The sequence below is a fragment of the Pseudomonas sp. WP18 genome (genome assembly GCF_036689585.1).
In the GTDB taxonomy this organism is placed as follows: Bacteria; Pseudomonadota; Gammaproteobacteria; order Pseudomonadales; family Pseudomonadaceae; genus Aquipseudomonas; species Aquipseudomonas chlororaphis_E.
This window is the reverse complement of record NZ_CP144758.1, coordinates 2,189,565-2,207,772: the sequence shown is the minus strand read 5'-3', so window position 1 is coordinate 2,207,772 and position 18,208 is coordinate 2,189,565. Positions and strand designations below refer to the sequence as shown.

Below are 18,208 nucleotides of genomic sequence, written 5' to 3'. Positions count from 1 at the left end.
AGCACGTGGAAGGGTTATATCCAGCAACATCCATCAATATGTAGTCGCTGCGCGGCGCGGGCCTCACTATGCCACCTGAAGGATTGGCAGGCAGAACCATTACAGCCAACTTCTGCAATGTGAAATCACCCATATCCAGTGTGAGCGCCCCGCTCCCGTTCCAGACATTTATTCCGAAACTCATGCCGATAAATCTCCCAACTGGACACGCTTCACACCGTTCTGGTCGTAGACCTTGATCGCGCGATTCGTCATGGACAGACGTCCACCACCCGGGGCAGGCCCGTTGAACTCCAGATTCCCCGCTTTATCCAGGCGCCAGCCCTGCACGCCGGCGATATAGTTGTCGGATTGCAGGTACTGGCCAATCTTCAGCATCGTGATGCTGCCGTCCTGGATGAAGGCCGAGTTCATGAATACCTGGCCGCCCTGGACCGCGAACGGCACCGAGACAGCGCCGCCGGCGATCGTGTTGACGATGGCGAACCGGTCAGCACTGACCAGGAACTGGCTCTGCAGCCCCGCCGGGCCGTTCTCGATGCCCAGGGCAACCCCGGCGGTGATGTACTGCCCGGTACCGGAGTTGTACTGCATGCTCACTGACCAGCTGGCTTCCACCTTCCCGCTGACGTTGTTGATGATCGAGGTGTTCTGCTGGATCGCGGTTTGCTGGTCACCGACCGTGGTGCTCAATTGGGTCAACTGCTGCGCCGTCGCCTGCTGGTTGGTGACCACCACCTGCTCAAGCTGGGTGACGTTGGCTGCGTTGCTTGCCACCTGTGCATCCAGCGTGGCGAGCCGCCGGGCCGAGGCCTCAGTTTCAGAAGCCCGGACCTTCTCCTCAGTCGCTATGGCCGCGGTACTTGTCCAGCCCTTGAGCGCATCAGCTAGGTCGCCCTCCCCGTTGTCGTCGCGCCAAGAGGCGCGCAGCGCTTCGAAGGAAGAGGCCGTCGCTTCAAGCTCGGTGATGTTGACGGTGTTGGTGGCCACCTGCTGCGCCAAGCCATTGGCAGTGGACACCGACTGGCCCACGTCGATCCAATAGGTCGCGTTCGGCGGCGGCGTGTTGACCGGCACCTGAATCTTCGCCTGGAAGATCCGACCGTCCTGAACCACCATCTTGTCCTTGGCGTACACCTCACCCGGCTTGTAGGCCGACAGACCGTCCAGCGCGTCGATTTGATCCTGAAGGCCGGGAATCAGATTGATCTTGTCGACGATGTCCTGGCCGAGCTCCGTTTCGCCGATCTGCCCCGCGATCAGGTCCAAGATTGGCCCCGCCTCGGAACTGGCCTGCCCCATGACACCGTTGCCAACCGGGTACCACGGCCCGATATTGCCGGTGCGATCCACCAAACGCGCCCAGAAGAAGAACGTGGCGCCCGCCAACAGGCTTTGCAGCGCGTAGTCGCTCTGGGGATACGCCAGGTCGGCCAGTTTCGTGGCGTTCGCCAGTACGTTCGTGGGCCCGTACCAGATCTCCGTCCGCTGGGTGTCCTCGGCGCCGGCCGGGAAACCCCACTTCAGACCGATTCCGAACAGCAGCGACGTTGCCGTCAGGAACGACACCGCCGGCGGCAGACCTTCCTTGCCCTTGAGATCAGTCAGGGCCGAGTTGCGCCAGGTCGACGAGATGTCGAAGGCGCTGACGGCGCGCACGCGGGCCATGTATGCACCGGCGTAGATGCCGACAACATCGACGTTGGTCAAGCCGGTGCGCTGCACCTTGATCCAGTTCCCGCTGTCCTTGCGCCATTCCACGTCATAGGCCACGGCCCCGGATACAGCGGGCCAGATAATGGTCATGGTAGCGACGGCAAGGCCCTGCGACACGGCCGAAGTCGCCGACAGCGTGACGCTGGCCGGCGCCGGAACGACGGTGATTGGGATGACGCTGATCGGCCGCTCCTCCAGGCGTGCGCCAGTGTCGATGTGAGCAAATTTGCTTGGGTCGTACTGAACCGCAGAAATCTCGAACACGCCAGGTTCTGGCCGGGCGACACTCACCACGCGGTACAGCGGAATTGCCAAGTCGTCAGCGTCAAGCGCCCATACAAGCTCAGGTTCTGGCGCTACAGAGTAGTCAGCTGTCACGGTGACCTGACGGCCACTGACCAAATGCACAGTTCGCCCCTCGCACTTGCCATCCGGCAGGTTGAGGATCAACCGGTCACCTGGCTTTGCCTGGGTGTCGCGGTCCAGGGTGATGACTCTTCCGTTCACCACCGAGATGCGCCCGCCGATTGCGCGGCCCGCCAGAAGCTCGTCAGCTATCGGGATTACGTAGCCAGGAAGCGGAATACGCCCGTCGAGGCCGACCTTGAAGGTGACGGCCCGGTCCTTGGAGTTGGTGAGCAACGCCCACTTGCCCCGGCGCTGCGCCTCGGACTCCCGGGTGCAACCAATGGCGCTGATCTCCAGCGGATTGTCGCCATAGCGTCGCTGGAGCTTCTGGTCGGTTACCGCCGTGACGTCGGTGTCGTAGTTGTTCAGCGGATTGTCGTAACTGATCAGCGCCCGGGTGTACCGGGTGCGCTCCGACGCACTGGAGTAAGTGAACTTTCCGTCAATGACGTTTGCCCGGGTGTAGGCAAAATCGAAGTCGGTCGCACGCGGCATATCCGCTAAGGTGAAGACCTGGCCCTGGGCCCAGTAGGTCATGCCGCGGTAGATCGTCGAGATATCGCGCAGCAGGGACCAAGCGTCAGCTTTGCTCTGCAAGTTTAGGTTGCAGATGAAGCGCGGCTCCTGGCCGCCCTTACCGTCCGGAACCAGCTGGTCGCAGTACTGCGAGATGCGGTACAACTCCCACTTGTCCACCATCCACGGCTTGATGCGACGGCCCAGGCCGAAACGATCGTTGGTCGTGATACCGTAGGTGTGCCAGACCGGGTTATCGGTCCACGCCTCTTTGAAGGTGCCGTCCCAGATACCGCTATAGCTGCGGGATACCGGATCATAGTTGCTCGGTACCTGCCACTTGCGGCCATCGCAATCAATCGTCACCGCCGGGATGCTGCGGAACTGCTCAGCCGAAAACTCGATGTAAAGGAGTGCGGTGTTCGGGTAGCGCAGTTTCGCGTCGATCACCTCAGTGAAGCCAGCGATCTGCATCGTGTCCGAAATTTTGTTGTTGTTTTGGTTGGGCGTGATTCGGGTGATGCGCATCAACCAGCCGGACGTTGCCTTTGGCAAGTCAATGCGGCGGGTTCGCTCGTAAATGCTGGTGGTTTTCCCATCCACGGCCTCGCTCAAGACCTGCTGGTAGGCGCCGCCATCGGTGGCTAGCTCAACCTTGTACTCGATGCGATACCCATTGATATTGCCTTTGGCGTCCACTGACTGGAGCGCCGGCCACGCGAAACGCACACGAACTGCCGATAGCTGGGTGTTGCTGATAGCCCGAACCCACGGCGTACCACTGCGCAGCTCGGTACTGATCGTGGTCTCGTTCTCGACCGACGGGATCCCCTGGATATAGCTCTGATCAACCGAGCCGGTGCGCCACTCCCACTTCACGTTCGGGAAGTTCATGTTCCCCTGAGGATCTTGCAGCGGAGTGTTGTCGAGGTATATGTCCTTGGCGGTCGGCGTGCCTGCAAACTCACCTTCACCGACAGCAATGAGCATCTTGGCAATAGCGACAGAGCGCAGGCTATCTGGCGCCTCGGTTGGAGTCTTAGGTTTATCGGATCCGCCCTTTGCGCCGTAGATGTCGTGCTTAAGTGCTGCGCCCATGCTTTTCTCCAGACAATAAAAAACCGCCCGAGGGCGGCTGCGGTGATATGGGTAGCGGTTACATTTGGTCTTCGGCGTAGATCGCGGCGCTGGCGACCGCTCCGCCCCACCGCCGGCGGCCCGCGCACAGCGCTGCAGGGTTGCCAGACGCGGTGGTGTTCTTCGCGCTGCCGAAGGCGTAGCCCGGGGTGTTCTCGGGTGCCGCGCTGGTCTTCAGGCCGCCGGCCTGGGGGCTGAGCAGTTGAATGACTCCGCCAATAGCTGTGGCAAGGCCGACCTGCATCATCGGAGTACCAAGCCAAGCAAGTGACCCACCAGAGAAGTAGTTGATCGCAGCACCTGCAACGATCAGGACCGCACCAATGATCGTCTGCATCACGCCTCCACGCTTGCTCCCAACAATCACCGGCGCGATACGAATGTCCCCCCGTCCCCCGTAACCAAGCTCCCCCTCTCCAATACTCTTTTTCCCGCGGAAGACTGAAAACTCCATCCCTCGGGATTTCGCGTTCGAAATAAACCTCTCAAACCCCGGGATCTGCACGCACAAAGCCTTAACCGCCTCCGCAGGCGTTCGCACCGCAAGCCTAAAGGACCTGCCGAACTGGCGTAGCTTGCCGTACAGCAAAATCGTGGTCATAGGCTGGTATTCAATCGCAATCGCCGCCATCGTTATCTCCAGAAAACAAAAAACCGCCCGAAGGCGGTCGTAGTAATGCGCAAATCAAAGTGAGCTGGGCCTGATGTCCAGTCCGGTCTGTGAGTCTCCACCGATTCGGAAGCGCTTCACCTGACCTTCCTTCAGGATGGCCGACTGTTCCTTGAGCATGTCTGTCCAGCTGCACATACCGCCACCCTGCTTGTCTATTCCCATTCCGACCAAGTGATCGCCGACAGGAAGATAAAACCGCGCTACTTCACCGGTATCAATTCTTGCGGCCAGCTTCCCATCGACATGGACGGCAACGAAACAGCCGCCACCCATGAAACCAGTGTCCCGGGTGACGACGACCGTGCCGTATGGCTCTTTCGGCTGCACGGTAAAGGATAAGAGTCGATCCTTTGGAACAGGCTTCGCCTCGCTCGGAGAAACTGCCGACGTTGAACACCCCGCCAGCAAAGCAACAGCTATAGCTGCTATCAAAATCCGCATGTCGCTCCCTCAATGAAAACCCGATCTTCAGCAAGTACAGATCAGCGTCACATAGTTGTCGGCCGGATATCCAGCCAGCTTTCTGAGCTGCTCCCGGATATCCGATACCTTTGAGTCTCGCCCGCCTTGAAATCGCTGGAGGACTCCTTCTGCGGTTGACCAATCTGCAATGCACACAACCCTCTGCCCAGGGGATCACCCGAAATACCGTAGACGTGGCGTCCAGGAGACAGGAAGAAAGACGCTCTCTCCCCGGTACCGAGGCGACCTGCGAGAACTCCATCGATAAGTACCGCGGTGTAGCAGCCGCCTCCGGCCATATAACCATCATCCCGCGTGACTATCATTATTGCAGAATCAACATGCCCCACTTGAAAGCTCAATAGTCGATCACTGGGTACTGGAGATGTGACCTTTGGTGACGCGGTATAGGTAGCACACCCCGCCACCAACGCAACAGCCACCGCGCCTACAAAAAATCTCATTGGGTCACTCCTGTGGAAGATGGCCACAAGATATCAGAAATGAAAAAGCCCAGCGGATGGCTGGACTGGGTGCATTTACTTGAAGCTGGCAGGTATTGGCGGGACCTCAACCACTTTCCCGTCCTTCATTCTGAAGGAGATCACCCGGCTGGCCCCAGTCATACCGTTCGCATGACTCCACACCCACATCTGGCCGTCAGCACGCGAAACAACGGAGTAAGGCGGTCCCATGATCTGGACGACTTGGTCCTCGGTCATGCCCACCTGAACCTTGCGCGCCTCATCATAGGAAAAATCTGTTCCGGCGCAGCCCGATAGCGCGACCAGCGCCGCCAGCAGAAATGCCAAAGCCGTAGTCCGCATACCCGGTCCCCCAAGTCAGAAAATACTGACGATAGCACCGGTTTTTGCCCACGTCGCCCTATCATCTGTCTGGACATCCAGCATGGACGAATGCCCAGTGGATAAATTGGATCCAGAGATAGTAGCGTAATGCCTCCACGCCATAAGTAGTGACGTGGTCGAACTTATGCTAAGGAAAAAAGCAATGCGTATCGACAGCAAATATCTATTTGGAGTTTTGAACTTCATCAGAACTGATAAAAAATATGAAGGTGATAAGCCTCTACAGTACGGTACTCAGTACATCGTCGGCGGCGTCTTCGTAGACATCCATACGTCTACAAAAAAGAAAGGTACCTTCACGCTTGATATCAAAAATCATCCCGCAAATCCCGATTTTGCGAGGCAGCTTCAAGAATATATCGATGCTGCCTGTGAGCCTGAGGAGGAAAACATCATCTAACTGATGGTGCCCCCAGTCCTTCGCTTGCAAACCCAAGGACTGGGATTGCGCCAATTTCGGCGCGCTTATGACCTGGAGGTCAATATGTCAAAAGACGGAATGCTCGATCCTCTCGAAGGGCTTAATTCACCAATCGGCCTAGGAACTCTTGCTGTCACGCTTGCGCTGACCAAGGCAGTACAACAACTCGCTGGCAAGGATAGCGAAGTGGTTGAGCGCGCCCTGAAGGCAGCGCTAGAAACTGAGATTTTTAAGAATGCCGAACCAGATGTTAGGAAAAATTTCGAGGCCCCGATACACCAAGCGTTAAAGACCGCAGCGGAAACCAGGGCGCTCATAAAGCCAGGCAGTCAAAGCTGACTTAGGGCCGCTTCCAGTGCGGCCGTGCTTTCAGGCGTGGCGTCAATCCCGAGAGCAAGCTCAATACGGCGAAGCCGACGCTCCAACAGGTCGGCTTTTTCTTGCTGTTTTGACGACCAGTCATCAGGTAGGGATATACCCATGCCGGAAGCGATCATCTGGCTATTGAGGATCGACACGCTTCCATCATCATTAAGTACCCATGGTTGATTCATAAATCTCTCCAGCGGCCTGGCCGCATCATGTGGTTGGCTGTGCATATTTGTGCCTGAGAATCAGGCGGGTTCGATCCAGCCACGGGCCGCCGAACACGATGATCTCGCTCGGTCGTCCGTACAAGTGGTGCAACAGGAAAGGGCCAGGGCCGAACGTCTCGGCCTCCTCGCCAGGCAGCACCGGATCCGTGCCGAGGAATATCCCGGCGTGGTTCGGGTGAGCCGTCCGCCCTACTTCCATCACGACCATGTCGCCGCGCTGCGGCTGATCGACCCGATAGAAGCCAGCGGCCTCGTAATTTGCCTCGTACAGGCTGGTGTGGTCCTTGCTCTCCCACCAGCCGTCGGCGCGCTTGAAGGCCTCGAACTCCAGCCCCCACTCGCGTTTGTACCAATCCGCGCAGACCTGCCAGCAGTCCCAGGCGCCGTGGACGAACGGACGCTTGAGTAATGGCGTCTCGCCGGTGGGCACCACCGTCCGAAGGTCGCCCTCCGGCCAGCTCAGGATGTGCCAGGGCAGCTCGGTTGCTTCGCACATGGCCAAGTCCCGGGGTGACGGCCGACTGGTGGCGTCCGGGTGGGAGTGAACAATGCCGATCACCTCACCGATGTCCTCTGCCGCGGCGTACTCCTCCGGATCGATGCGAAACTCCTCGTTCGGCTCGGTCGCGGTGTTCGTGCATGGGAAGTACTGCTGCTTTCGCCCCACAGCCAGCAGAAGCCCGCAGCATTCCTTGGGGTACTCGGCCGCTGCGTGCGCCTGGATCGCGCTCAGGTTGTGTTTGCGCATGGTCAGCTCCGAGCGATCAGGGAAACGGCAGGGAATCCGCCGAAGGACAGTTCATTATTCTCGCCGAAGCGCAATTTGCAGGACGAGAGACAGCCCTTGCACTGGTCCAGTGCCGGGTCGTCAGTGGGGTTGTCCTCGTCGTCGAACATGGCCGCACCGATGTAGTTACAATCGGGCCCCCTGTACCCGCCCGTCATAGCCCAGTGGCAGAATGTCGTCATCTGCCGCCCAGGCAGCCCGTGATTGTCGATCTCTCCCGGAGAAGACAGCTCCCAGATCACCGCCTCGCCGTCCTCGCTGGTCTTCTGGTCGATGTACCAAATTTCGAGCGCTTCCTGGGTAGGGTCCGCAGTTGGGTTGCCGTTTGGGAAGTTTTCCGCATCCAGGTACTGGACCAAGGTTTCGCGGACCGTCAACTTGAACTTCAGCATGTCGTCAAAGGCAAGGCACAACGCGGTTACCCGCCCATTGACGTTGCCCGCAGCGAAAGTTGGCCGGGAAGCGGTGCCGTCGCTACTCGAGGATATTCCCTCAATCTGCACCGGCCAGGCCGCGTATTCTTCTCCCTGCCACCAGATCGACTTCGCTGGCAGCTCATCTTCTGAGTGCTCATACAGCAGCAACTCCTCTGGTGTGTGCGGGATGGCGTGGCCGTGGAAGCGCAGATAGTCAGCGCCGTACTCGGTCCCGTCAATTTCGAACAGGCGAATCTCGCCGCCGGGCTCCAGCTTCTGAATGTCCGCGATCATTGCCATGGATAGTTATCTCAGGGGTGAAAGGTTTGCTGGAAAGTGGCGGTGATGGCATAGACCTGGCCCCCGCGGTGCACAGGCTTATAGCCTTTGCACTTGTAGAGGCCAAGTTCGCCCAAAGGCGGCTCCCAGAGGAAGCCCTTCGCCCCTTTGTGTCGGTCGATGAAGTCCATGATTTCCTTGATGCGCGGCTTCAGCCCAGTAAAGGTCACCGGCCAAGATTGCGACCGGTTGTTAAGGCCATCCTCAACCGACTGCTCATACCCATCGCCGAACTGCTCGGAGCGAACGCGCTGGGCAATATCGCCCTCCGCGCCTTTATCAATCGCCCACGTGAATCGTTCGATTGCCATCATCGCCCCTTGATTGCGTTGTTAATAACGCCGCCTTGGCGCATATCTCTGGTACGCAGCTCCTGGTACTTCTGCTCCACGAAAGCCGCCAGCTCCTTGCCGAATAGGTCGTAACCTGGCGCATCGCTCGTTGAGGTGGCCGATCCATCGCTGTCGACGGTGACGTATACGTTGATCTGCGATGCTCCAGCCCCGGACATTGCGGAAACTGCTGGACCGCCGCCGGTCGTCAGCGGCGTGACACTGCCGCCGTTGGCACCGGTCATCAGAAATGACCGGCCGCCCTCGTTGTAGAGTTCCGGCCCCAGTTCGTTGACTTCGTAGAGAGAGTTCGGGGCAACAAGCCCGCCGGCCGCCCTGTACCCGGAGAAGTCGACGTTCGTGTACCCGGCTTGGGACGCTCCCAGGTTTGACGAGGTTGCACCGGCAGACCCAGAAGCCAGCCCGTTGCCGCTCCCGCTACCGGTGAAGTAGCTGGTCGCAGCCCCAACCAAACTGCCCAGCAGTGCTGAACTCGCCTGACGAGCTGCGATGCGCGCCATGTCCGCCAGGATCGACTTGGTGAAATCAGAGAACTTCCCCTTTCCAGTTATCGCGAAGTTGGCGACAGAGTCTTCCATTGAGCTGAAGGCGTTGGTGAACAGGCCCTTGGTCTGCCCTGCTACGTCCCGTGCAGAATCGAGGTAGTTCTGCCATGCCGACGATGCTCCGGCACTCCAGTCACCCTGGGCTGCTGTCATACCGTCGTAGTTGGCCTGAACCGTGTCATGAAGATCCTGCTGAGTTGCCTTCAGTGCCGCCAGCTTCTGCGTGTACTCGTCCAGACTCATGCCGCGCGAGCCATCGCCGTACTGGTTCGCCAGATCAAGCTTTTGCTGATTGAAGCGGTCATCGATGCCGTTCTGTTGATTCATCAGATCGCGCTGACGATCTCCCAGGCCAATGCCTACCGCTGCCCGCTGACCCTGCTCGCGCAGAGTTTGGACTTGCTGCTGCAATGCGGTGGTATAGGTATTGACGGCCTCGATCTGCTTCTTCAGTCGGCCTTCTTCGCTCTTCGCCAGCACGCTCAGTTCGGTGTCGGCGTCCTGCTGAACCTTGACCATGGCGGCCCGGGCGTCGGCGATTTTCTGATCAAGCTGGATACGCTGTGCCGCTGACGTGCCTGCCTTGCCCTTCGCCGCTTCCAACGCAGCGATCTCAGCTTCGTACGCAGCCGTGACCTCGTCGCGCTCATTGCCGATCATGGCTTCACGCGCTTGCAGATAATCTGCCTGCGAGATCAGCCCAGCCTTCTGCGAAGCCTCCAATTCCTTTTGAGCATTTTTGTACTCGGCGAGCACGGTATTGAGCGCGTTTTTGGAGTCATTGAAACCGGATAGATCAACGCTTGCAGCACCTTCTTTGGCATCCTTGTTCTGGTCGTCAATCGCCTTGCGCAGCTTGTCGTAGGCCCCACCAGAGAATTTCTTTCCATCGAAATTCACGCCATCAAGCAGTGGCGACTTCTGGCTGGTCTTTTCAGCGTTCTGATAGAGCTTGGTGAACTGATCGTCGAGCTTCTTGTACGCCTCCTGACGCTTTGCGAGCGGGTTCAGGTTGTCCATCTGCTTGTCCAGTTCCTTCTGGACAGCGATCAATTCCTTGTTCGCCCGAGTCGCTTCGCCAGTGGCGGCAGCGTTGTTTTCGCTTGCCGACAAACGAGCCTTCAGGTCTGCAAGCTTGGCCTCCAGCGCTGGTGTCGAGTCGTCGTTTTCACCGTCGCCAAGGCCCAACGAAGAGTTCAGCCAACTGAGACCGTTCGATACCGCACCAGCAACGCCGCCCCCCTTCCGAGTATCTAGCACGCGCTGGGTGATCTCTATCTGCTTCGCCAGATCAGGGAATATCTCTGATCGGACCTCAGCATAAGCGCCCCTGATCGCCACCTTCACCCGGTCCCAATCGCGTTCGATATCGGATAGCGATCCGCGGTAGTTCTTCAGGCGTTCCTGAGCCGATTGATTGAGACTTTCACTGAGGGTGTCTAGCGCTCGCTGATGGTCGCCCTGATCATCAATCGCCTTGATGGTCTGGTACTGCTCGTACGTGAGCAGCCCGTACTGGTTGCTGATCTTCTCCGCAGCTTCTGTGGCGGTGTCTCCGGCGTTCGCGAGCGACTTGGCGATGTCCCCAGCGCCCTTCCCTGTCACTTCACCTATTGCTGCGGCGGCCTGAGCCAGGTTCTGCATTTGGGCGCCGCTGGTAGCGGCACCAGAAGCTAATGCAATCACCGCCTCGCGAGCGCCTGCAAAGTTCTCAGTGATCGCGCCGGCGGTTTCAGCCATCCCCTTGAGGCTGGCGATGCTCTGCCCGGCATCGTTCGATCCGCCATTGATGGCGATATTGAACTCGCGGGCCTGCTTCTGTGCGTCGAAGTAGGCATATCCCAGCGTACCAAGGACACCAGCCAACAAGCCCGCCGGGAGCAGTGCGGCGGCCAAACTCTTGGCGGATGCGCCCGCTCCAGCGCCCAACTGAGCGACAGCTCGTGCACCACTACCCCAATCCCCAGACTGCAGGGCATTGGTCAGCTGCATCACGTTTTCCTGAGCCTGGCGGGTGCCGAGCTTCAGCTTGTCGAATGCAGTTTCTGTCGCTGTGAGTCCATCACGGTCTTTGCCGATCTTCGCCAGCGCCTCGCCGTAACGGGTTGCGTCGATTTGACCGGTTTTGCGCAAATCGTTGAGCGCTTTCTCCTGCGCCTCCAGCTTTGCCAGTTTTGCAGTTACCGGATCGATACCGTTGACCGTACGCTTCAAAGCTTCGATCTGGCGGTTTTCCGCATCGATCAAACGCTGTTTCTGCGCAGCTTCCTTGGCCTCGGCTTTTTCGATCTTTTCGTAGGACTTGCCGAGGCGGTTCTGATACTCCTCCTGCTGTTCGATCGTGACCAGACCACCCTTGCGAGCGCGCTCCAGCAGTCCTTCGGCCTGGATCAGTTGCTCCATGCTGCCGATGCTGCCGGACATCGCCTTGTCGAGCTGGCTGATGATCGCGATTTCACTGGTAGCGCTGGCACCCGCCTTGCGGCTGGCATCGACCTGGCGCACTTTGGCGCCCGTGGCTTTGTCGATTCCCTGAGCGGCCTCATTCTCGGCTTGGCTGATCTTCTTGCCAGTGTTAGCCAGCCCTTCACCAGACTTTCCGAGGTCATCAATCGCTTTCTCGGCATCGACTGCCGAATCGACCAGCTTGTCGAGATCATCGGCAGCTTTGGACGCCGACGAGGAATTCACCTCAATTCCGAGGGACGCGAAGGTGGTGCTCATTTACTGTCCCTCTGTTCCGCCATCACCCGCAGGGCTTCGGCTTCCATAACTCGGATATCTGGAAAGATGTGGGCGACCTCCGACCGGGATAGCTCGAGGAAGCCGGCGACATGGCGAATTGACGTGTAGTCGAGTCCGGTAGCGCCGCACGCGCCAGTACGCCACTGAGTACCCATGGCCTCGAACACCTGGAATGCGGGCCAGGTGCTAGGCCAGACGTCAACTTCATCACCGTAGTCTTCAGCCGAAAACCCGAAGGCATCCTGACCTTGGACGATCGGCTGGTAGAGGGCGCGTGCGACGCTGATCAGTTTCCCAGGCGGGCCTTGCTGAATGCCTCAGAGTAGGCCGCCAGGACCGCGCTCGGCGTGGCACTGATGGACCCGACCAGGATGCGGAGGTTCTCGTCCGTGAAGTCTTCGCCGATATCCCATCCCACAACGATGGCCTTGAGCTGCTCGACCTGAAGATCAATCAGCATGGCGGTGAATTTCTCCAGCCCCACCTCATCGGATTTTTCCCCCAAGGCCTTGTGCCGCTCACCCCAGCCGGCATAAAGGGTCGCCAGTTCGGCGCGGTCGCGATACTTGAACTCGAAACCCACCTTCACGGGCTCGCCACCAACCGTAGGAAGCATCACATCAGCTTTGAAGGTGGGGTTGTGGATCAGTTTGAACTTAGCCATGAAGCCCCCCTTACGCGGCGTAGCGGATGAATTTAGCGACCACGGCGAACACGGCCGTCACCGCCATGATGTTGTTCTTGGTCAGCGAGGGCACGTTATCGAACGAGACGAACGCGTTGTAGGTGATGACACCGCCCGAGGCGAGGTTGATACGCACCGCGCGGGGCTTCTTGTCGTCATCGGCTTCCAGCAGCACGTCGTTGTGCGGCAGCGCCGGGTCATCGGCCATGGTCAGCGTGAACGACAGCGCAGACTTGGAGGTCGGGATCTGGTGTTCATCGTCTTCTTCGAGGAACGAGTACGTGACGTTCTGTTGCTCGCCGCCGGACTTGTTCGACTCGGTAACCTGGCTGATTGGCACCCAGGTCAAGATCTTGCGAACCGAGCCGCCGCCTGCGCTAGGGATAAAGCGTGCAACGTTGAGCGTGTTGACCGACTCCAGCACGAACGAATCGGTGGTAACGGTCTTGACCCGAGCAATGCGATTGTTCAATCGAGCCCAGCCGGAAGTGACTTCCACATAGTCGCCGACCTCGAGGTCGTGGCCGGCAGACGACACAACGGCTTCGGATGCGTTGGTGATCGCGGTAAAGATGATCGGCGCGTCGTACGAGGCAGCGATAGCGGCAGTCGAGCCATTGGGTAGAAAAACGGCCATTGGTGTTTCCTCTTTTCAGAAATGACAAAACCCGCTCAGTGGCGGGTTGTGGGTTGCCCAATGGGCGAATTTGTTGGCGTTGTGCTACTCGGGAATTCTACAGTTCTCGTATTCCTCGAGCGGCAGCCCCGACTTGGAACCAACAACAACGCCGGTCAGCCCACAATGAGGGCAACAGGCGTGCTTTTCGTTGTACCACTTCGTGATTTGAGCGGGCTCTGACCATTGGCCGCAGGCACTGCAGATGCACCGCTCGCTCGCGCTGACTTCCTCTCGATTGTTCCAACCGTGAATGCTGGCTGACTCGTCCAACCACTGTAGGCGCGCCTTTGTTGCGTCATCCATTGAATAGATCCGATCGCTAATTCACATGACGCAATTCTAGCGCAGCGACCTTTAGTTCGTGTCAGCGCGGTACGCGAACGAAACCGGAACTGTGTAGGTTGTGTCGTCGGAGATACCTGGGCCCTGATCTACCGGGGTCATCGTCACCACCGTCAGCGCGCTCTTCGTGTTTCGCTCGAACAGCGGAAACAGCGCTGTCAGCTCAGCCACAAGGGGGTTGGTCTTGGTCTTCCCGGTGTTCGCCGGCGCCGTGATACTGACTTGGAACACCCCAGTAAACAGCCGGTGGTCCCCGCCGAGAGTGTCACTCGCGGTATCACCGGCGAGCGTGAAGGCTCGCAGGTAGGTTTCGCCTGCCGCCGGCGTGTAGGCCGTGTTCTCGAATACGATCTTCAGTTGCGCCGACCGGGCAGCGTTCCAAGCGATCAGCTTGGCCTCGTAGATAGAGGCGATGATAGCGTGACTCATACCTGGTTGTTCCTGATGGCTTCGTCGACGATCTGCTGGAAGCGTGCGAGCGTGATTCGAACCATCCCGCCAGGGGCCTGGGTCGAGTGTCCATATTCGAGCGGCACCGCGTACGGCAGGTTGTTCACGATATAGGCTGTTTGCCCAGCAGTGAGCGACTCCACCTGCAGCCTCAGCTTTGCCAGCGTCACGCCGCCGGCCGGGTCCACCTGATCAAGCGTGCCTTCCGCCGGCGCACCAATAGAGAACTGCCAGTTCCCGCGAAACCGGCCGCCGACGTAGCCCTTGCCAGCGACCAGTCCGTTCACGTTGAAGTTCTGGTCGCGCTCGGTTTTTGTCAGGGGCTTGGCGTACTTCACGCCGCGCCTCAGCTTGCCTGCCTTGGTGAAGTTCGACTCATTGAGGTTGATGATCGTGTTCCGCACAGCAACCTTGAAGTCGTAGTCATCCGCCGCCTGGGTGTTCGCCTGGCGGTGTGCAACGTTGGCAGCCCAAATTTCGGGATTTCCCACTGGGGACATGCGAATAACGCTGCTACCGATCTCGATCACGATTTCGCGAATAGTTGCATCGATACCGGCTTGGGCGCGCTCGGCGAAGTCGCGGATGTTCTCGGCAAAGCTGCCGTTCATGCTCGCGTATTTGCTCGCCATGTCACTTCCTCAACTGAGCAGTCCATGTCGCATCAGCCGAGTCGACGGACACATTGATCACCCGCAGACCATTGATGATATCGCCTACGGCTGGAGAGGCCGGTACAGCAGTCGGCATGCCGGACTCGGACACGAACAGCTCGTTTTGCAGCACCAGTAGCTTCTTGTCGGTGGTTAGGATCAGTGATCCGTCGATTTCCTTGGACAAGTAGCTACCCAAGACACCTCGCCCCATATACATGACGGTGGTCTCCGGCGTCTCGCCGCCCAAGTCGGGGTCATACTCACCGGGAACCATGCGCACGCCCGCCACCGGCTGGACCGCGTCAGCCAGGCCGTCGGGATCATCGAACGCCTCAGCCATTTCAGCCTGAATCTCTTCGCGCATACCCATGATCAGATCCTTTTCAGCATCATCACGCCGGAACGCTTGATCCAAGGCTCCAGCAGCGCCAAGGCGAAGTTCACACCCGCCGACTGATCAGTAGAGCCGGCCACGTAGGTCTTGCTCACAGAGGTGCCGGACTGCGCCGAAACCGTCTTGCTCTGCACTTCCTTCTGCGTGGCCGTGTACAGCTTGCCCGCTGCTGCCTCTTTGGCAACCTGGGCGCCGGCTGTTTTGATCTCGGCCGGGACCGGATCGGGAACAGCCCGCTTAATCTTGGCTGTGAGCCAGGCATTGGCCATGGTCACAGCAAGGACCGGATCACCGGTGCCGGCCCAGCCAGGACCCAGCGAGGCGTCAACATCGGCAACAGTGATGAAGTCGGTCATTTGCTTGTCCTTATTCCGCTGGCACCAGGGCCTGCAGGTCTTCTTTCTTGGCGGTCGCGTCGAAGGCGATGCCCTTGCCGGTCAGCCACTCTTTCAGCTCCGGGACCTTCATTTTCAGAGGGTCGGTCTCCGGGGTTTCCTGCTCCTTGCCATCGGAAACCTTGATGCCGGCTGCTTGGTAGGCATCGAAGATATCCGGTGCATCACCATCGACGACCACCTCAGTGGCGGAGCCAATGACGCCGAAAAACTCGCTCAGCAGGCGGTAGCACACGCCGCGCTCTTTGCCCGGCTTGTCCGTGTAGATCACTTTCATGAGTCACCTCAAAAGCATCCCGGCGCCATAAGGGCGCCAGGCTGTGTGGGCCGAGTTACGGCGTGGTGGTACCGCTGATCACAGCGGCGAACGGAACCTGCTTGCGGCTGAACACCCGCTGCCAGTTGGCAGCAGCGGCGTACTGGGTCGCGGTCGGGCTGAGGTTCTGAGCCTCGGAGCCCTTCCAGCTGAAGCCGGCGGGCTGGAGGATGTAGGTCTTCCGCTCCCACAGCACTTCGGCGCCACCGCCGTTACCGCCACCAGGCTTACGCTCCAGTTCTACCGGCACCTTCGGCGTGCCCTCGCCGTAGCCGAAAGCGCCTTGGCCGAAGAACACGGACAGGTACTTGCCTGCGCCGTACACCAGGGCGTCGTCCATGAACACCGGCTTGCCGAGGTAGGTGGCCAGGATGATCTTGCCGTCGGAGTCACGCAGGTACTCGATGAGGTCCTGCTTGACCATCTGGTTCATCACCACCGAGTGCACGCCGATCGCGCCGAACTGGTCAGCGGCATCGCCGGCGGTGAACGCGGCATCCTGAAACGCATTCGCGCTGATGGTCGCGCCCGCGTCGATGACCATGTCGCCGCCGTTGTTCGCGATGTTCGAGGCGATGATGCCGCGAGCCGCACCCAGGGTGTAACGCTGCCACTGGCGGGTCCAGTAGGTGCCGAAGCGGTTGCGGATCTGCTGCTGAGGCTCGCTGTTCGCCAGTTCAGCGGTCAGGTCAGCCACTCCGTAACCTTTGTTGAGGTACAGGACACGGGCACGCATGCTGTCCTGGGTGACTTTACCGACTTCGCCTTGGTCATTCGGGTCATCGTTGCTGATGTTCGGCGCTTCATCAGCGTTGAGATCCTGCCAGTAGCTGATTTCGGCGGTGCCCTGGCTGCCGGAGGCGATTGCATCCAGCACAGGCGAGCGAGTCACGATGCCCGACTCGTAAACAGCGGTTTTTTCCGGGCTGTTTACCGGCTCCAGCGAGGCATAGTAGTCACCGACAAAGATGTCGGTCAGTTGGGTAGTTGCCATGAATTAGGTTCCTTTGGTGGCCTGGATTTTCTTAAACAGATCGGGGTTGTCACGGGCGATCGCAGCGCGCTCGGTTTCCGTGTACTCGCCCCACTTCCTCGTGGCCTTGCCACCGTTGTCGCCGGTCTGCCCGGCACCCTGAGCCCTTGGCCAGAGATGTGTTGCCGTTTCACGCAGCGATTCCGCCCATTCGAGCGGGGACAGAGGCGTCTTGCCGTCCTTGCCGTAGATGACCTCGCCATCACGGTCGGTGGCAATCGCCTCGCCGTCTTCGCTGAGCTTGAAAGTGCCCCGGGCGCGCAGGATGATGTCCTCCGCAGCCTCAGGGAGCGCGCCGGCCTTGATGGCGGCAGCGCGGATCGAATCGGCCAGCACCTTGTCGCTGTACTTGGCTGCGAACTGCTCAGCCTTGTCGGCACGGGCCTTCTCGGCGGCCATCTTGGTGTCGTAGTCGGTGCGCAGGCGCTCGGTACGGCGGGTGATGACCTCGTCGAGCTTGCCTTCCGCCAGCAGACGGGTCTCCTCGTCCTGGCCCACCTTGGTGAGCAGGGCCTTCACCGCATTGATGTCCAGCCCTTCGAACTGGGTTTTGAAGCCTTCCAGCTCAGTTTTGGTCGTTTTGAGCGAGCCAAGCAGCTCGGTGTTTTTGTTCTTCAGGCCCAGAGTGGCCGCTTCCACCGCTTCGGCGATCGCGGATTTGACCGCCGGGTCTTCAAGATCAATCTGGTTTTCGTCTGCCACTTGGTGCACCCCTTGGGTTTGGTCGGCCCGCTTTGCAGGCATAAAAAAACCGCCCATTGGGCGGTTTGGTGTGAATTCTGTGTTTTATGGGACTATCGAAAGGCCGCGCATCACCAGGTAATCAGCAAACTGCGCCCTGCTCGGCGCATACGGCGGAGGTCGAAGCATGGCGCCGGGATTGCCGCGCAGCAATGTCACGCGCTCTCCGTCTTTCTCGGTGCCGAATGCGGGCTCGGGAATGCCGAAACCGTTGTCTGCTGCGTACAGTTCTACTGCAAGCCTCAATTGACCCCACTCAATTTCAAACGGGACAAATGTTTCAGACAGGATTTCCAGTCCAACCCTGCACTGACGCCTGGGCCAAGCCATCGGCTGCGACTCCCGTGTCTTGACGCCCTTCCATTCCATGGCGTTCATATCGGCGGCAGCCCGCAATAGCAACGCCTTCTGCTCGTTTTCGCCAGCAGGAAGCGGAAAGCCATAATAATCGCGGTAAAAGACCAGCTTTTCCAAGGGCACGAAGCTATTGGCGCCTGGCCTTCCTGTTCCATCCTCGACAATGATTAGCATAAG

22 protein-coding genes are annotated in these 18,208 nt (G+C 59.2%); 2 read left to right on the top strand and 20 right to left on the bottom strand.

All coding sequences use genetic code 11. From position 1 onward, the window contains the following. Positions 1-180: 180 nt before the first annotated feature. The 4 genes from V5F23_RS09905 to bamE form a co-directional block, all read right to left on the bottom strand. A complete protein-coding gene (locus V5F23_RS09905) occupies positions 181-3,738 on the bottom strand; it encodes a phage tail protein (protein ID WP_338498271.1) in 3,558 nt (1,185 codons plus the stop codon). 58 nt (positions 3,739-3,796) lie between these two features. Then, on the bottom strand, positions 3,797-4,408 hold the full coding sequence (locus V5F23_RS09900; protein ID WP_123578740.1) for a tail assembly protein: 612 nt from the start codon (positions 4,406-4,408) through the stop codon (positions 3,797-3,799). Between the two features lie 54 nt (positions 4,409-4,462). After that, complete coding sequence (locus V5F23_RS09895; RefSeq protein ID WP_123578739.1) at positions 4,463-4,891, bottom strand: hypothetical protein; 429 nt, start codon at positions 4,889-4,891, stop codon at positions 4,463-4,465. Between the two features lie 560 nt (positions 4,892-5,451). Next, on the bottom strand, positions 5,452-5,724 hold the full coding sequence (bamE, locus tag V5F23_RS09890) for an outer membrane protein assembly factor BamE (RefSeq protein ID WP_259697631.1): 273 nt from the start codon (positions 5,722-5,724) through the stop codon (positions 5,452-5,454). A 199-nt stretch (positions 5,725-5,923) separates the two neighbouring features. Here bamE and V5F23_RS09885 point away from each other — a divergent pair, with 199 nt between their 5' ends. Continuing rightward, positions 5,924-6,181, top strand: coding sequence for a hypothetical protein (locus tag V5F23_RS09885; RefSeq protein ID WP_123578736.1), 258 nt, complete (start codon positions 5,924-5,926; stop codon positions 6,179-6,181). Positions 6,182-6,265: 84 nt separating this feature from the next. Then, entirely contained in the window at positions 6,266-6,541 is a 276-nt protein-coding gene (locus V5F23_RS09880) for a hypothetical protein (RefSeq protein WP_123578735.1), read from the top strand. Here V5F23_RS09880 and V5F23_RS09875 read toward each other — a convergent pair. From V5F23_RS09875 to V5F23_RS09800, 16 genes are all read right to left on the bottom strand, one after another. Then, positions 6,532-6,756: a hypothetical protein gene (locus V5F23_RS09875; protein ID WP_123578734.1), complete on the bottom strand. Its 225-nt coding sequence runs from the start codon at positions 6,754-6,756 to the stop codon at positions 6,532-6,534. The two genes, V5F23_RS09880 and V5F23_RS09875, sit on opposite strands and share 10 nt — an antisense overlap. 25 nt (positions 6,757-6,781) lie before the next feature. Continuing rightward, entirely contained in the window at positions 6,782-7,546 is a 765-nt protein-coding gene (locus tag V5F23_RS09870; RefSeq protein WP_123578733.1) for a C40 family peptidase, read from the bottom strand. Positions 7,547-7,548: 2 nt separating this feature from the next. Beyond that, positions 7,549-8,301 (bottom strand): phage minor tail protein L, encoded by a 753-nt coding sequence (locus tag V5F23_RS09865; protein WP_123578732.1) that lies wholly within the window; start codon positions 8,299-8,301, stop codon positions 7,549-7,551. 11 nt (positions 8,302-8,312) lie between these two features. After that, positions 8,313-8,651, bottom strand: a complete 339-nt coding sequence (locus V5F23_RS09860) for a phage tail protein (protein WP_123578870.1) — start codon at positions 8,649-8,651, stop codon at positions 8,313-8,315. Continuing rightward, a complete protein-coding gene (locus tag V5F23_RS09855; RefSeq protein ID WP_338498265.1) occupies positions 8,651-11,962 on the bottom strand; it encodes a phage tail tape measure protein in 3,312 nt (1,103 codons plus the stop codon). The genes V5F23_RS09860 and V5F23_RS09855 overlap by 1 nt, the downstream gene beginning before the upstream one ends. Next, positions 11,959-12,240, bottom strand: a complete 282-nt coding sequence (locus V5F23_RS09850; RefSeq protein ID WP_123578730.1) for a DUF1799 domain-containing protein — start codon at positions 12,238-12,240, stop codon at positions 11,959-11,961. Before V5F23_RS09850 ends, V5F23_RS09855 begins: the two co-directional genes overlap by 4 nt. Before the next feature lie 29 nt (positions 12,241-12,269). After that, positions 12,270-12,647, bottom strand: coding sequence for a phage tail assembly chaperone (locus V5F23_RS09845; protein ID WP_123578729.1), 378 nt, complete (start codon positions 12,645-12,647; stop codon positions 12,270-12,272). Positions 12,648-12,657: 10 nt separating this feature from the next. After that, a complete protein-coding gene (locus V5F23_RS09840) occupies positions 12,658-13,305 on the bottom strand; it encodes a phage tail protein (protein ID WP_123578728.1) in 648 nt (215 codons plus the stop codon). Positions 13,306-13,701: 396 nt separating this feature from the next. Beyond that, the gene (locus tag V5F23_RS09835) at positions 13,702-14,118 is read right to left on the bottom strand and encodes a phage tail terminator-like protein (protein WP_123578726.1); all 417 of its coding nucleotides are present in this window, start codon (positions 14,116-14,118) and stop codon (positions 13,702-13,704) included. Then, positions 14,115-14,771, bottom strand: a complete 657-nt coding sequence (locus tag V5F23_RS09830; RefSeq protein ID WP_338498260.1) for a hypothetical protein — start codon at positions 14,769-14,771, stop codon at positions 14,115-14,117. Before V5F23_RS09830 ends, V5F23_RS09835 begins: the two co-directional genes overlap by 4 nt. A 1-nt stretch (position 14,772) precedes the next feature. Next, positions 14,773-15,165 (bottom strand): hypothetical protein, encoded by a 393-nt coding sequence (locus V5F23_RS09825; protein ID WP_123578724.1) that lies wholly within the window; start codon positions 15,163-15,165, stop codon positions 14,773-14,775. A gap of 2 nt (positions 15,166-15,167) precedes the next feature. Further along, on the bottom strand, positions 15,168-15,545 hold the full coding sequence (locus tag V5F23_RS09820; RefSeq protein WP_123578723.1) for a hypothetical protein: 378 nt from the start codon (positions 15,543-15,545) through the stop codon (positions 15,168-15,170). 10 nt (positions 15,546-15,555) lie between these two features. Further along, positions 15,556-15,861: a HeH/LEM domain-containing protein gene (locus V5F23_RS09815; protein WP_053151048.1), complete on the bottom strand. Its 306-nt coding sequence runs from the start codon at positions 15,859-15,861 to the stop codon at positions 15,556-15,558. Positions 15,862-15,916: 55 nt separating this feature from the next. Further along, positions 15,917-16,894 carry a major capsid protein gene (locus tag V5F23_RS09810; RefSeq protein ID WP_053151051.1) on the bottom strand — a complete coding sequence of 326 codons (978 nt, stop codon included), beginning with the start codon at positions 16,892-16,894 and terminating at the stop codon, positions 15,917-15,919. Positions 16,895-16,897: 3 nt separating this feature from the next. Further along, a complete protein-coding gene (locus V5F23_RS09805; RefSeq protein WP_338498255.1) occupies positions 16,898-17,635 on the bottom strand; it encodes a hypothetical protein in 738 nt (245 codons plus the stop codon). An 84-nt stretch (positions 17,636-17,719) separates the two neighbouring features. Continuing rightward, entirely contained in the window at positions 17,720-18,205 is a 486-nt protein-coding gene (locus V5F23_RS09800; RefSeq protein WP_338498253.1) for a DnaT-like ssDNA-binding protein, read from the bottom strand. Positions 18,206-18,208: the final 3 nt, after the last annotated feature.

Coding starts and splice junctions, on each gene's coding strand:
- V5F23_RS09800 (WP_338498253.1), bottom strand. CDS start 18,205: ATGCTAATCATTGTCGAGGATGGAACAGGAAGGCCAGGCGCCAATAGC.
- V5F23_RS09855 (WP_338498265.1), bottom strand. CDS start 11,962: ATGAGCACCACCTTCGCGTCCCTCGGAATTGAGGTGAATTCCTCGTCG.
- V5F23_RS09860 (WP_123578870.1), bottom strand. CDS start 8,651: ATGGCAATCGAACGATTCACGTGGGCGATTGATAAAGGCGCGGAGGGC.
- V5F23_RS09905 (WP_338498271.1), bottom strand. CDS start 3,738: ATGGGCGCAGCACTTAAGCACGACATCTACGGCGCAAAGGGCGGATCC.
- V5F23_RS09825 (WP_123578724.1), bottom strand. CDS start 15,165: ATGGGTATGCGCGAAGAGATTCAGGCTGAAATGGCTGAGGCGTTCGAT.
- V5F23_RS09880 (WP_123578735.1), top strand. CDS start 6,266: ATGTCAAAAGACGGAATGCTCGATCCTCTCGAAGGGCTTAATTCACCA.
- V5F23_RS09845 (WP_123578729.1), bottom strand. CDS start 12,647: ATGGCTAAGTTCAAACTGATCCACAACCCCACCTTCAAAGCTGATGTG.
- V5F23_RS09885 (WP_123578736.1), top strand. CDS start 5,924: ATGCGTATCGACAGCAAATATCTATTTGGAGTTTTGAACTTCATCAGA.
- V5F23_RS09865 (WP_123578732.1), bottom strand. CDS start 8,301: ATGGCAATGATCGCGGACATTCAGAAGCTGGAGCCCGGCGGCGAGATT.
- V5F23_RS09815 (WP_053151048.1), bottom strand. CDS start 15,861: ATGAAAGTGATCTACACGGACAAGCCGGGCAAAGAGCGCGGCGTGTGC.
- V5F23_RS09810 (WP_053151051.1), bottom strand. CDS start 16,894: ATGGCAACTACCCAACTGACCGACATCTTTGTCGGTGACTACTATGCC.
- V5F23_RS09820 (WP_123578723.1), bottom strand. CDS start 15,545: ATGACCGACTTCATCACTGTTGCCGATGTTGACGCCTCGCTGGGTCCT.
- V5F23_RS09870 (WP_123578733.1), bottom strand. CDS start 7,546: ATGCGCAAACACAACCTGAGCGCGATCCAGGCGCACGCAGCGGCCGAG.
- V5F23_RS09900 (WP_123578740.1), bottom strand. CDS start 4,408: ATGGCGGCGATTGCGATTGAATACCAGCCTATGACCACGATTTTGCTG.
- V5F23_RS09840 (WP_123578728.1), bottom strand. CDS start 13,305: ATGGCCGTTTTTCTACCCAATGGCTCGACTGCCGCTATCGCTGCCTCG.
- V5F23_RS09835 (WP_123578726.1), bottom strand. CDS start 14,118: ATGAGTCACGCTATCATCGCCTCTATCTACGAGGCCAAGCTGATCGCT.
- V5F23_RS09830 (WP_338498260.1), bottom strand. CDS start 14,771: ATGGCGAGCAAATACGCGAGCATGAACGGCAGCTTTGCCGAGAACATC.
- V5F23_RS09895 (WP_123578739.1), bottom strand. CDS start 4,891: ATGCGGATTTTGATAGCAGCTATAGCTGTTGCTTTGCTGGCGGGGTGT.
- V5F23_RS09875 (WP_123578734.1), bottom strand. CDS start 6,756: ATGAATCAACCATGGGTACTTAATGATGATGGAAGCGTGTCGATCCTC.